At 74.1% G+C, this 13,413-nt stretch carries 11 protein-coding genes; 5 read left to right on the forward strand and 6 right to left on the reverse strand.

Features of this window, described 5'->3' with window-relative positions; all coding sequences use genetic code 11:
- The first annotated feature begins 106 nt into the window (after nucleotides 1-106).
- Nucleotides 107-1,804, forward strand: coding sequence for a carbohydrate binding domain-containing protein (locus tag OG937_30250; protein WUD75666.1), 1,698 nt, complete (start codon nucleotides 107-109; stop codon nucleotides 1,802-1,804).
- Nucleotides 1,805-1,825: 21 nt separating this feature from the next.
- Here OG937_30250 and OG937_30255 read toward each other — a convergent pair whose 3' ends face one another.
- The 4 genes from OG937_30255 to OG937_30270 form a co-directional block, all read right to left on the reverse strand.
- Nucleotides 1,826-3,100 (reverse strand): MFS transporter, encoded by a 1,275-nt coding sequence (locus OG937_30255; protein WUD75667.1) that lies wholly within the window; start codon nucleotides 3,098-3,100, stop codon nucleotides 1,826-1,828.
- A gap of 301 nt (nucleotides 3,101-3,401) precedes the next feature.
- Nucleotides 3,402-4,361, reverse strand: coding sequence for a dihydrodipicolinate synthase family protein (locus OG937_30260; GenBank protein WUD75668.1), 960 nt, complete (start codon nucleotides 4,359-4,361; stop codon nucleotides 3,402-3,404).
- A 10-nt stretch (nucleotides 4,362-4,371) separates the two neighbouring features.
- Nucleotides 4,372-4,965 carry a hypothetical protein gene (locus OG937_30265; GenBank protein ID WUD75669.1) on the reverse strand — a complete coding sequence of 198 codons (594 nt, stop codon included), beginning with the start codon at nucleotides 4,963-4,965 and terminating at the stop codon, nucleotides 4,372-4,374.
- A 66-nt stretch (nucleotides 4,966-5,031) separates the two neighbouring features.
- The gene (locus OG937_30270) at nucleotides 5,032-5,715 is read right to left on the reverse strand and encodes an FCD domain-containing protein (protein ID WUD75670.1); all 684 of its coding nucleotides are present in this window, start codon (nucleotides 5,713-5,715) and stop codon (nucleotides 5,032-5,034) included.
- Between the two features lie 299 nt (nucleotides 5,716-6,014).
- Between OG937_30270 and npdG the strand changes: the two genes are divergently transcribed.
- The gene (gene npdG, locus OG937_30275) at nucleotides 6,015-6,731 is read left to right on the forward strand and encodes an NADPH-dependent F420 reductase (protein ID WUD75671.1); all 717 of its coding nucleotides are present in this window, start codon (nucleotides 6,015-6,017) and stop codon (nucleotides 6,729-6,731) included.
- A 62-nt stretch (nucleotides 6,732-6,793) separates the two neighbouring features.
- Nucleotides 6,794-6,988 (forward strand): hypothetical protein, encoded by a 195-nt coding sequence (locus OG937_30280; GenBank protein ID WUD75672.1) that lies wholly within the window; start codon nucleotides 6,794-6,796, stop codon nucleotides 6,986-6,988.
- Here OG937_30280 and OG937_30285 read toward each other — a convergent pair.
- A complete protein-coding gene (locus OG937_30285; protein WUD75673.1) occupies nucleotides 6,978-7,769 on the reverse strand; it encodes a site-2 protease family protein in 792 nt (263 codons plus the stop codon). The two genes, OG937_30280 and OG937_30285, sit on opposite strands and share 11 nt — an antisense overlap.
- A gap of 268 nt (nucleotides 7,770-8,037) precedes the next feature.
- Between OG937_30285 and OG937_30290 the strand changes: the two genes are divergently transcribed.
- A complete protein-coding gene (locus OG937_30290) occupies nucleotides 8,038-8,553 on the forward strand; it encodes a hypothetical protein (GenBank protein WUD75674.1) in 516 nt (171 codons plus the stop codon).
- A gap of 605 nt (nucleotides 8,554-9,158) precedes the next feature.
- On the forward strand, nucleotides 9,159-12,500 hold the full coding sequence (locus tag OG937_30295) for a winged helix-turn-helix domain-containing protein (protein ID WUD75675.1): 3,342 nt from the start codon (nucleotides 9,159-9,161) through the stop codon (nucleotides 12,498-12,500).
- A gap of 7 nt (nucleotides 12,501-12,507) precedes the next feature.
- On the opposite strand, the gene OG937_30300 is transcribed toward OG937_30295, so the two are convergent.
- Nucleotides 12,508-13,407: a Ku protein gene (locus OG937_30300; protein WUD75676.1), complete on the reverse strand. Its 900-nt coding sequence runs from the start codon at nucleotides 13,405-13,407 to the stop codon at nucleotides 12,508-12,510.
- Nucleotides 13,408-13,413: the final 6 nt, after the last annotated feature.

Raw genomic sequence — 13,413 nt, forward strand, 5'->3', positions numbered from 1 at the left:
TGACGGGAGCACGACACTTCGCTTCAATCCGCGATGACAGGTCCAGACCAACGGTCCAGACCACTCGCACAGCGCAGCCCCCCGCCGCCCCCCACTGGGAGGTCACGTGCTCTTCCGTCGTCATGTCCCCCGTACCGGATCGCGCAGATCCCGCATCCTCGCCGGCGTCACCGCCGCCTTCCTCGCCGCCGCGGGCAGTCTGATCGCCCTGCCCGGCACCGCCCACGCCGCCAACCTCGTCGCCAACCCGGGCTTCGAGAGCGGCAGCCTCTCCGGCTGGTCCTGCTCCGGCGGATCGGTCGTCGGCAGCCCCGTGCACAGCGGCACCAAGGCACTCGCCGGCGCCGTCAGCAGCAGCGACACCGCCCAGTGCACCCAGACCGTCTCCGTGCAGCCCAACACCGCGTACTCGCTGACCGGTTGGGTGCGCGGCGCGTACGTCTACCTCGGGGTGACCGGCGGCGCGTCCACCTGGACCCCGTCCGCCGCCTCCTACACCCAGCTGACCGTCCCCTTCACCACCGGCGCCTCGCAGACCAGCGTCCAGATCTACGTGCACGGCTGGTACGCGCAGGGCACCTACAACGCCGACGACATCAGCCTCGACGGCCCCGGCGGCGGGGGCGGCGGTGACACCCAGGCGCCCACCGCGCCCAGCGGCCTCACCTCCACCGGCAAGACCTCCTCCAGCGTCTCGCTGTCCTGGAACGCCGCCACCGACAACACCGGCGTCACCAGCTACGACGTCTACCGCGGCAGCACCCTGGCCACCACCGTGACCGGCACCTCCGCCACCGTCACCGGCCTGGCCGCGAGCACCTCGTACACCTTCACCGTCAAGGCGCGCGACGCCGCGGGCAACACCTCCGCCGCCTCCAACGCCGTGACCGTCACCACCAACGCGGGCGGCGGCGGGGGCACCGGCTTCAAGCAGGCCGCGCCCTACCTCTACCTCGGCTGGGGCGACCCGCCGAGCCCGGCCACGGTGATGAGCGCCACCGGCATCAAGTGGTTCACGATGGCCTTCATCCTCTCCTCCGGCGGCTGCAACCCCGCCTGGGACGGCTCCCGGCCGCTGACCGGCGGCACCGACCAGTCCACCATCAACGCGATCCGCGCCGCGGGCGGCGACATCGTCCCGTCCATCGGCGGCTGGAGCGGCAACAAGCTCGGCCCCAACTGCTCCACGCCCGAGGCGCTCGCCGGCGCGTACCAGAAGGTGATCGACGCCTACGCCCTCAAGGCGATCGACGTCGACATCGAGAACACCGACGAGTTCGAGAGCGAGGTCGTCCAGGACCGCGTCCTGAACGCGCTCAAGATCGTCAAGCAGAACAACCCCGGCATCCGGACGATCGTCACCTTCGGCACGTCGACGACAGGCCCGAGCTACTGGGGCAACCGCCTCGTCGAGCGGGCCAACGCGCTCGGCGCCAACATCGACGTCTTCACGATCATGCCGTTCGACTTCGGCGGCGGCGCCGACATGTACGGCAACACCGTGAACGCCGCCGAGGGCCTGAAGGCCAAGCTGAAGTCCACCTTCGGCTGGGACGACGCCACCGCCTACGCCCACCTCGGCATCTCCGGCATGAACGGGCTGAGCGACCAGCAGGAGAACACCACCCCGGCCATCTGGACCCAGATCCGGGACTGGGCCAACTCCCATCACATCGCCCGGCTCGCCTACTGGGCCGTCAACCGGGACCGCCCGTGCCCCGGCGGCGGCGTGACCAGCAACTGCTCCGGCATCAGCCAGAGCACCTGGCAGTTCACCTCGATCACCGCCGGCTTCACCGGCTGATCGGACCCCGGCCCCCACGGGTCAGGCGGCGGAGGACACCGTGTCCTCCGCCGCCTTCCGCATGCCCACGGCGTGCTCGTTGGTCCGGGCGTCGTACGCCATCAGCGTCGGCAGGCAGGCGGCCAGCGCCCCGACCGCCGCCACGCACGCCAGCCCGCCGGTCCACACCGATGTGCGCAGGCCCAGCAGCGCGGCCGAGCCGCCGGCCCGCACCTGGCCGAACTGGGGGCCGATGGTGAAGGAGAGCAGTTCGATGCCGGCCAGCCGGCCACGCAGCGCGTCGGGGATGGTCTGGTTCCAGATCGTCGCCCGGAACACCCCGCTGGCCATGTCGAACGCACCCGCCAGCGCCAGGAAGGCCAGCACCAGCCATACGTTGCGGGACCAGCCCGCCGCCGCCATGCACAGGCCGAAGCCCGCCGCGGCCAGCACGATCGCCCGCCCGTGCCGGTGCACCCGCGACGACCAGCCGCCGGTGAGGCTCATCAGCAGCGCACCCGCCGGCAGGGCCGCGTACATCAGGCCCAGCGACCAGGGCGCACCCAGGTCGTCCGCCATGAAGGGGAACACGGCGATCGGGAAGGCCAGACCGGTCGCCGCGATGTCCACCACGTAGGTGCCGAGCAGTTCCTTGCGGCTCCACGCGTAGCGCGCCCCCTCCGCGATCGAGCTCAGCGAGGGGCGCTTCGCATCGTGCGAGGGCGGTGAGGGCCGCAGCCCGAGGCCGAGGACGACCGAGAGGGCGAAGGTGAGGGCGTCGACGGCGTACGCCCATCGCAGGCCCGCGTACGCGATCAGCACACCCGCGAGGGAGGGCGCCGCGATCGCCCCGATCTGCCAGCGCAGCGCGTTCAGCGAGGCGGCGGCGGTCAGTTGCCCGTGCGGGACGATGCGCTGCACGATCGCGTCCAGTGCCGGCCGCTGGAGCCCGCCCAGCGCGCTGGTCAGCGCGGCGACCACGTACAACGGCCAGAGCACCGGCCGCGGCAGCAGGGCGTTGACCAGCAGCACGGCCGACAGCACGCCGAGGGCCGCCTCCGTCCACAGGATGAGCTTGCGCCGGTCCAGGGCGTCCGCGAGCGCCCCGCCGTAGAGGCCGCAGACGATCAGCGGCACCAGTTCGACGGCGCCGAGGGCGCCGACCGCGAGGGTGGAGCCGGTCAGCTCCTTGACCTGGACAGGGACGGCCACGAAGGTCAGGAAGCTGCCGAAGGTCGTGATCAGGCCCGCGCACCACATCAGGCGGAAGTCGCGCGAGGTCCGCCACGGTGCGAGGTCGGGAAGGAGTCTGGACACGAGGTCGCATGCTCCGTGCACGGACCCCTGCGGCGCAACCGGGTTTTTCCGCCCGTGCCCCGCGAGCGGCCGGGTCGGGCGGCGGCCGCGAGGCACCGATGCGGCCCGCCTGTCCTCGACCGGCGTCACCGGCGACCGGTGGTGGGCCGGCGGCCTTCCGCGCGAGTGCGGGTGCGCGCTGACGACGGCACGGCCGGGCTCACCTGCGGGTGCCGCTCACGCCGCGGCCCCCGGCATCGCGGACGCACCGGCGACCGCGTGGGCCGCCGCCCCGCGCGGGACCCGGTGGCGGGCAGCGCCGTCAGCGCATCAGCCCCGCGGCCGCCAGCCGCTGCCGGACCACCGCGACGGCGGTGTCGTCCAGCGGGACCTGCGGGGGCGCCGTGGCCGCGCAGCCGATGACGCCGCGCAGGCGCAGCGCCGCCTTGAAGGCACCCAGCGCCGAGGAACTCGGGCCCATCGCAGTGGAGTCCGCCCCCGCGTCGACGATGGCGTAGAGCCGCGCGAGCCGGTCCTGCTCCGCCGCGGCCTCGCGCCAGCGTCCCGCGACGGCGTGCGCGTGGAGCCGTACGTAGCCGTGCGGATCCACGTTGCCGAGGCCGGGGACGACGCCGTGCGCGCCCGCCAGGAGGGCGCCGTCCACGGCGAGTTCGGACCCGGTGAGCAGGGCGAAGGAGGAGTCCAGGCCGCGGCGGCGCAACTCGGTGAGCAGCCGGCGCATGGGGCCGTCGGCGCCGCTGCTGTCCTTCAGGCCGGCCAGGGTGCCCTCCTCCGCGAGGGCCAGCACGGTCGTGGCGGGCAGCTTGGTGTGCACCGCCGAGGGGATGTCGTACGCGAACAGCGGCAGCCCGCCGGCCCCGTCCCGCACCCGCCGGAAGTGGTCGGCGATCTCCACCGGATGCGTCGCCGCGTAGAAGGGCGCGGTCGCCACCAGGGCGTCGGCGCCCGCCGCGACGGCGGCCCGCGCGTGCTCCAGGACGCGCGGGGTGGTCATGTCGACGACGCCGGCGAGCACGGGCACCCGGCCCCCGACGGCCTCCACGACCGCCGTGAGCGCGGTGCGCCGCTGCGCGTCGGTGAGGAAGGCCGTCTCGCCGCTGGACCCCAGGGCGAAGACCCCGTGCACCCCGGCCGAGAGCACATGCCCGACCAGGGCGCGCAGGCCCTCGGTGTCCACGTCCCCCGTCTCCGTGAGCGGGGTGCACAGAGGTGGTACGACCCCGCGCAGCGGGCGGAGCGGATCGGTCCCGGTTGCGGTCATGGACCGCTTCCTACCAGCTCGCGGGCGGTGGCGACACCAACTGCTCGGCGAGCCGCGCGAGTCGGGGCAGCCGGTCCCGCAGCCGCACCCGGCGTCCGGCCGCCGCGCTGACCAGGTGCTGCAGCACGTCCATGCCGACCTCGGAGGGCTCCGGCGGCACGGTCAGCGCCTCGTGCGCCAGCCCGCGCAGCTCCGGGTCGCCCGCGTCCATCGCCAGCACCGTCGCGCCGGAGCGCCGCGCGTCCTCCACCCGCTCCAGCAGCCCGGCCTCGGCCCGCTCGGGGGTGACCACCAGCACCGTCTCGCCCCTGCGCGCCGCCTCCAGGCGGGCCGTCCCGACCGCGAGGTGCGCGGGCGCGCCCGGCGGCACGCGGTGCCGCACCAGCGTCGGCGACAGCTCCGGCAGCCCGCTCCAGGCGGCCTCGTCGTCCAGATGGGCCGCCATGTGCCACGGCTCGTACTCCCCGCTGCCGACCAGCAGCAGCCCGCCCGCGGGCCCCCGGCGGACGGACCCGCGCAGGGAGCCGGCGAAGGACCGGGTCAGCTCCGGCCACTCGCTCCCGGCCAGCAGTTCACGGACGACCTCGACCCGTACGGCATCCATGCACCGCATCCTCGCGGACCCTGCACCGGCCCGGCCCCGCTTCGCGCCGTGCTCACCCGAACGGGGTCAGTCCGTGCCGTCCGCGGGCAGGGCCCTGGACACCCGCTCCCGTACGTCCGTGAAGTGCCGCCGCATGGCGGCCCTGGCCGCGCCCGCGTCCCCGGTGCGCAGCGCGCCGACGACGGCGCGGTGGTTGGCGACGACGCGCTCGACCGGGTCGTCGGCGGGCGCCAGGGCGGCGCCGACCTCGTGGTAGGCGCTCCGGAACAGGTCCACGAGCTGCAGCACGAGCTCGTTGCCGCAGGAGGCGTAGAGCAGCGCGTGGAAGGCCCGGTCCGCGTCGGGGTCGTCGACCATCCGGGCGGCGAGCGCGTCGAGTTCGTCCAGCCGCTGGGCCGGTATCGTCCCGGCGACCTCGCCTATCAGGCCGACCTCGAGCAGCTCGCGCACCGCGACGAGGTCGGCGAGGGCGCGCACCCGGGACCGCAGGTGGAAGGTGAGCGAGGGCATCAGCACCCGCAGCGGCGCCTCTCCGACGAACGTCCCCGTGCCGTGCCGGATCTCGACGATGCCGAGCGCCTGCAGTGCGCGCACCGCCTCGCGCACGCTGTTGCGGCTCGCACCGAGCAGGTCCATCAACTGCGGCTCGGTCGGCAGGGTGGCGCCGGGGGCGAGCCGCTGCTCGTGGATCAGCTCGATGATGCGGTCCTGGAGCCCCGGGCCGCGGCTCCTGCCGACGGTTCTGGTCACGGGCGGCCGCCTTTCCCTGTGCTGTCGTGCGCTTTTGACGTTCCGTCAGCTGTCCCGAGCGGCGCGCTCGGGACAAGGGACGTCCGGCGTCCACCCCGCGGCCGCGCATCGGGAGGCAACACCGATGTCATACCTCACATCCGTCGTCCCCCGAGCCAATACCGATGTGTACGGGGGCTTTCACGCACCGCGGAGCGCCCCGCCGCGGGGCGGAGGGGGTGCGGACCGGCCGGGCGGCGAGGGACGCGTCACAGCGCCTGCGCGGGCCATGCACCGCCCCCACCTGGCAGGATCGCGGTATGACTGTTGACAGTGGCAATGAGACCCCCGCCCCCAAGGCCCCGGCGAAGGACCCCTGGGAGCTGCCGGACGTGTCCGGCCTCGTCGTCGGCGTCCTCGGCGGCACCGGCCCGCAGGGTCGCGGCCTGGCGTACCGGCTCGCCAAGGCCGGCCAGCAGGTGGTCATCGGCTCGCGCGCCGCGGACCGCGCCCAGGCCACGGCCGACCGGATCGGCCTCGGGGTGCGGGGCGCCGACAACGCGGAGACCGCCCGCCGCAGCGACGTCGTCATCGTCGCCGTCCCGTGGGAGGGCCACGGCGAGACCCTCCAGGCGCTGCGCGGCGAGCTCGCCGGCAAGCTCGTCGTCGACTGCGTCAACCCGCTGGGCTTCGACAAGCAGGGCGCCTACGCCCTGAAGCCGGAGGAGGGCAGCGCCGCCGAACAGGCCGCCGCGCTGCTGCCGGAGTCCCGCGTCACCGCCGCCTTCCACCACCTGTCCGCGGTGACCCTCGAGGACCCGGAGATCGACTCGATCGACACCGACGTCCTCGTGCTCGGCGACAGCCGCGCCGACACCGACCTGGTCCAGGCCCTGGCCGCGCGCATCCCCGGCATCCGCGGCGTCTTCGCCGGCCGGTTGCGGAACGCGCACCAGGTGGAGGCGCTGGTCGCCAACCTGATCTCGGTCAACCGCCGCTACAAGGCCCACGCCGGCCTGCGCCTGACCGACGTCTAGGCCCGCGGGGGCATGGGGGACAATGGGCGGGTTCGCGACCGACCCGACAGGAGCCGCCCCCCATGCCCCGCCTCGCCCTCTACGCGCTCGTCCTGTGCGCGCTCGCCGTGGCCGCCGCCGTCGTGTCCTTCGTGGAGGGCAGCTGGCTCGGTGTCTTCTGGATCCTGATCGCGGGCCTCACCAGCAACATGTGCTGGTACTACCTGCGCAAGGCGAAGGCCGAGCGGGAGTCCGCCGAGCAGCGGATCACTGGCTGAACGGGTCGCCCTTCCAGAACTGGAAGAAGGCGTAGCCCAGGCTCGACAGCCCGTCCGGGATCCCGAAGACCGCCGTCACGGAGTCGACGAAGCCGAAGAACGCCGCGTTGACCTCGGGGATCCACAGCACACCGAAGACGGCCAGCAGCCCGAACTGCCCGAACGGCTCCAGCTGGCGCCGCGTCCGGTACGACAGCCAGGGCTCGATCACGCCGTAGCCGTCCAGGCCCGGCACCGGCAGCAGGTTCAGGATCGCCGCCGTGACCTGCAGCATCGCCAGGAACGCCAGCGCGGACGCGAAGGGCGCGTGGGCCTGGTCCAGCGTGACGACGCCGAAGGTGAAGGGCAGCATCAGGGCGATCGCGAACAGCACGTTGGTCAGCGGGCCCGCGGCCGAGATCAGGCTGTGCTTCCAGCGGCCCCGGATCCTGCCCCGCTCGATGAAGACGGCGCCGCCGGGCAGGCCGATGCCGCCCAGGATCACGAAGATCACCGGCAGCACGATGCTCAGCAGCGCGTGCGTGTACTTCAGCGGGTTCAGGGTCAGGTAGCCCTTGGCCCCGATCGAGATGTCGCCGCCGTGCAGCGCGGTACGGGCGTGCGCGTACTCGTGCAGGCACAGGGAGACGATCCAGCCGGACACGACGAACAGGAACACGGCGAAGCCGGTGCTGGTGGAGAAGTCCGTCCACACCGCCCAGCCCGACACGGCCATGATCGCGGCCAGGCCCAGGAAGATCGGGCTGATCTGCCGTTCACTGCGGGTTGCTGCGGTGGTCATCGTGCGGGCTCCTGCGGAGGCGGTGCGACATCGGTCGTGGTGCTGGCCGCCCGATCATGCCATCCGGCCGCCGCCGGGCACACCCACGGCGGGATAACGCCCCGGCGACGCCGGACGTTCCTGCGGCCCTGCGGCGACGCCCGGGTCGCGACCGCGTTGCGATACGTCATCGATCGCATCCGCTCCGTCGCCGCGGGGGTCATGGCGGGCGCACTCTGAAGTCGTCCGGGGCCGGGGGGCCCGAGGACGGGGTCAGGACGGGGGAGCCATGACGTGGAAGAGGTTCGCCGTGCCGGCGCTGCTCGGCATCGCCGTGTGCGGCACGCTGACCGGATGCAGTCCCGCGGGCGCGGGGCTCACGGGTATCGCCGTGGACGAGGACGGCAGGCCGCTGGGGGTGATGCTCGTCTGCCAGGGCCACATCGAGGGGGCGACGCTCTTCGACTCCGACCACGCGGACGCCTCGGCCGACCTCGGCAGGTGGAGCCGCGCCAAGACGGCCACGGGGTTCACGGTGTGGTCGCTGGCCGGCGGCGGCAGGGGCTGGAGCCCCGAGGTGCCCACGGCCTCCCTCGAACCGCACCGCACGTACAGCCTGTACGGCTGGACCCGCGACGGCTCCTGGTCGACGGCGCACGTGACGTTCACGGCGGCGCAGTTCGCGAGCCTCGAGCCCGGGCAGGTCCGCTGGTACAAGGGGGAGGGGGTGCCGGGTACGGACCGGGACGGGAACGCCACGACGTCGATGGGCGAGTTTCGGGCGGAGGGGTGCGAAGGGATGTGACCGGTTCTTCGTCTGCGGCGCCGCGTTTGTTGCTGTTGCGGTTTCTCCCCCGCCCGCCCTCCCTCCCCCAGCCTTCGGCCGGGGGGACCCCCATCCGGCGCGGTCAGTGCGGGCCTGCGCATCGTGTGCCTGGGTCGGTGCCGCGCCGGCGCACTCCCCCAGCCTTCGGCCGGGGGGACCCCCACAGCGCTCGCGGTTTACCCCGACATCGTTCGGCGCCCGGGTCCGCCGCTCGTCGCTTCCGGGCGCACCCCGCCACACCCCCTCCCGCTGTCGAGGCGCACGACGGCCGGTGGGGGGGTGAGTGAGGCACTTGCGGCAACTCCGGACCGCTCTCTGAACCCCCACCGGCCGTTGGTCGCCGCACGATACGGAGGGGGCGGGGGAGTTGGGGGTCCCCCCGGCCGAAGGCTGGGGGAGGGAGGGCGGGCGGGTGGACGCCCGCCGCAGGCGCAACGCACCCGCACGCAACCACCGGGCAGCCCGGCGCAGCCGCCCGCGGGCGCAAACAACCCGCACACGAACGACGGGCCCAACGGAACGCACCCCGGGCCGCAATCACAACCCGGGGGCGGACTTGCTCGCCGCTCGGACAGAATGGGGGCGTGCGTTACGGCATTCTCGGGACGACCCAGGCTCACCGCGGCGACGGCACCGTCGTGCCGCTGGCCGGCACGCGGCTGAGGGCGCTGCTCGCCGCGCTGGCGCTGCGCCCCGGGCGGGTGCGGACCACCGAGGCGCTGATCGACGAGGTGTGGGAGGGCGAACCGCCCGCCGACGCGACCGGGGCGCTGCAGGCCCTGGTCGCCCGGTTGCGCCGGGCCGTGGGTCATGAGGCCGTGGGCTCGGTGGACGGCGGCTACCGCCTGGTCGCCACGCCGGACGCCGTGGACCTCTACCGCTTCGAGCGGCTCGTGGAGGACGGCGGCCGGGCGCTCGCCGACGGCGACGCCGCCAAGGCCGCCGAGGCCCTGGACTCCGCTTTGGCGCTGTGGCGCGGCCCGGTGCTCGCCGACCTCCCGGACCGTGGGTCCGTCGCGCCCCGCTACGACGCGTTGCGGCTGGACGCCCGGCGGCTGCGGATCACCGCCGAGGTGGCGCTCGGCCGCGCGGAGCAGGTGCTGCCGGAGGCCGTAGAGCTGGCGGTGGCCCATCCGCTGAACGAGGCGGTGCAGGTGCTGCGGCTGCGTGCGCTGCGCGAGGCGGGCCGGGGCGCCGACGCGCTGGTGGCGTACGAGGAGGTGCGGCGCGAGCTCGCGGACACGCTGGGCACCGATCCGGGCCCGGAGCTGCGCGCCCTCCACGCCGAGCTGCTGAATCCTCCCGCCCCCGCCGGGGTCGTCGCGCCGGCGCCACCCTCCCGGGGCCCGGCGCGGCTCGGCAACGCGCGGGCCCGGCTGACCAGTTTCGTCGGCCGCGAGGCGGACCTGTCCGCGATCGCCGCGGACCTGGCGGCGGCGCGGCTGGTCACCGTCACGGGTCCCGGCGGCACCGGCAAGACCCGCCTGTCGCAGGAGGCCGGCGACCTGGTCGCCGGGCGCTGGCCGGACGGCGTCTGGTTCGCGGAACTGGCGCCCGTGGAGGACCCGCGCACCGTGGCCGTCGCCGTGGTGAACGCGCTGGGCCTGCGCGAGACGCTGCTGCACGCGGCCTCGGCGACCGAGGCGGCGCTGGCGGCCGAAGCGAAGGGGGCCGCCGCCAAGGACCCGCTGCTGCAGCTCACCGAGTACTGCGCGGAGCGCCGCATGCTGCTGGTGCTGGACAACTGCGAGCACGTGATCGGCGCCGCCGCGGAGCTCGCGGAGCGGCTGCTCGCGCACTGCCCCGGTGTGGCGGTGCTGGCCACCAGCCGCGAACCCCTGGGCGTGCCCGGCGAGTTGATCCGGCCGCTGGACCCGCTGCCGCAGACCCCCGCCCTGCGGCTGCTCGCCGACCGCGGCGCGGCGGCCCGCCCCGGCTTCACCCCGGACGAGGACCCGGAGGCCTGCGCCGAGCTGTGCCGCAGGCTCGACGGACTGCCGCTCGCCATCGAACTGGCCGCGGCCCGGCTCCGGATGATGACGCCCCGCCAGCTCGCGGACCGGCTCGACGACCGCTTCCGCATCCTCACCGCGGGCAGTCGCACCGTGCTGCCCCGTCAGCAGACGCTGCGCGCGGTCGTCGACTGGAGCTGGGGCCTGCTCAGCGAGGCCGAACGGATCGTGCTGCGACGCTTCGCCGTGTTCGCCGGTGGCTGGGACCTGGCTGCCGCCGAGGCGGTGTGCGGCGAGGACGGCGGCGCCGTGGACGCCCGTGACGTCGCCTCCGTCCTGGCCTCGCTCGTCGACAAGTCGCTGGTCGTCGCCGACCTCGCCGAGGACGGCGCGCGCTACCGGATGCTGGAGACGATCGGCGAGTACGCGGCCGAGCGCCTCGACGAGGCCGGTGAGCGCGACACCGTGGGGCGCCGCCACACCACGTACTTCCGCGAGTACGTGCGCACCGCCGACCCCGAGCTGCGCGGACCGCGCCAACTGCTCTGGCTGGACCGGCTGGAGCGCGAGCACGAGAACCTGCGGGCGGCGATCCGCCGGGCGGTGGACACCGGGGACGAGCAGGAGGCGCTCTGCCTGGTGCTCGCCTGCAGCTGGTTCTGGGAGATGCGCAACTACCGCAGCGAGATCGGCCACTGGCCCGCCGTGGTGGTCGCGATGAGCCCGGTGGACGCCTTCGCCGAGCCGCTGCGGCTCCCGCCGCTGGACCGCGGGCCGCTGGAGGACCCGCTGCCGATGACGCCGCAGCAACTCACCGAGGCGCGGCGCTGGGTGCGCACCGGCGAGGTGTTCGCGTACATGGGCGAGCACGACGTGTGGAATGACCCGAGGCTGGTCGGTCTGGGCGAGGCGATCATCGAGGCCTACCCGCCGGAGCTGCCGCAGTCCAGCCTGCGGCCCGGGCTGTTCCGCGTGCTCGGCGCGATGCTGACCGGTCGCTTCGACCGCATGCCCGAGCTCATCGACGGGACGGTGGAGAGCTGCCGGCTGCACGGCCGGGTGTGGGAGCTGGCGTTCGCGCTGCAGTTCCGCGCCAAGGTGATGAACGACGTGGAGGGCCGGCTCGACGCCTCCATGGACGACATCCGCGAGGCCAGGGAGCTGTTCGGCCGGGTCGGCGACGACTGGGGCATGGCCGAGGCGCTGGCGGCGGAGGCCGAGGCGAGCGCCAACGCCGGCGACTGGGCGCGTGCCGCGGACAGCTGCCGCCTGGCCATCGAACTCGCCCGCAAGCTCGGTGCGTACCAGCACGTGCCGATCATGATGGTCCGCCTCGGCGACGCCCTCGCCAACGCCGGCGACCTCGAGGAGGGGGAGCGGCTGATCCGCGCGGGAGTCGCCGAGGCCGCGTCCTTCCGGCCGGTGGGCGACGACGCGGGCTACTACGGCAGGGTGCTGCTCATCGCCCTGCTCGCCCGGCGCGGCGAACTGGACGAGTCCTTCGCGCTGCTCGACGCCATGCAGGCCGACCCGCCGCGCGGCATGCCCTCATTCATCGTCGGACTGCTCGCCGCCATCCGCGGCTGGCTCACCGGCATGGCCGGCGACCCGTACGGGGGGCTGCCCCATCTCGCCGAGTCCGTCGCCTACATGGAGGGGCATCCGCTCAGCCCGGTCATCGGGCCGCGCATTGGCGTGCTCCTCTTCCCGCCGGGCGTCGCGCTCTTCACCGGGATCGCCGGGCTGCGCAGCGGCGACGGCGTCCGCGGCCCCGCGCGCCGCGCCGCGGTGGTGCTGGGCGCGCACGACGCGCTGCGGCAGACCGCCTGCACCCCGTGGGAGCGGACGAGCATGGACGAGGACGCGGTGCGGCTGCGCGGGTACCTGGGCGAGGAGGACTTCGCGGCGGCCTACCGCGAGGGCGGGGGGCTTACCTTCCCCGAGGCGGTCGAGCTGCTGCGCGAGCCCGTCTGACGCGTCCTCAGCCCGCCTTCTTGCGGGGCGTCGTCTTCTTCGCCGCGGTCTTCTTGGCCGCCGCCTTCTTCGCGGGGGCCTTCCCGGTGGCCGTCTTCTTCGCCGGGGCCTTGCCGGAGGCGGTCTTCTTCGCTCCGGCCTTCTCCCCGCCGCGGGCGTCGATGCTGGCCTGGAGCGCGGCCATCAGGTCCACCACGTTGTCGGGGGCGGCGGTGACCTCGGCCATCTCGGGGACGGGTTCGCCCTCCAGCCGGGCGGCGACGAGTTCGTCCAGGGCGTGCTGGTACTCGTCGTGCATCGACTCCAGGTCGAAGTCCTCGGAAAGGGTGTCCATCAGGCTCTGCGCCATCTTCAGCTCCTGCGGCCGCACGGTGACCTTCTCCGGCGGCGCCAGCCCCTCCGCGGCGCGGAGCTCGTCGGGCCAGTACATCGTGTGCAGGACCAGCACGTCCTGGTGGACGCGCAGCAGCGCCAAGGACTCGCGGGTGCGCAGCGCGATCTTGGTGACGGCGGCCTTGCCGCTGCTGCTCAGGGCCTCGCGGAGCAGGACGTACGGCTTGGCGGCGGCGGTCTCCGCGCCGACGTAGTAGGCCCGCGACAGGGACAGCGGGTCGATCTCGTCGGCGTCGACGAAGGCGAGCACGTCGATCAGCTTCTTGCTGGGCAGGGGGAGGGCGGCCAGGTCCTCGTCGGTGAGCACCACCGTGCGGCCGGTCTCGTCCTCGTACCCCTTGGCGATCTCCGCGTAGGGGACCTCCTTGCCCTCCTTCTCGCAGTACCGCTTCATGCGGATGCGGCCGCCGTCCTCGGCGTGCACCTGGTGCAGGGAGACGCCGTGCTCCTCGGTGGCCGCGTAGAGCTTGACCGGAATGGAGACCAGCCCGAAGCCGATCGCACCTTTCCACATGGATCG

The organism is Streptomyces sp. NBC_00510 (genome assembly GCA_036013505.1).
Classification (GTDB): Bacteria; Actinomycetota; Actinomycetes; order Streptomycetales; family Streptomycetaceae; genus Actinacidiphila.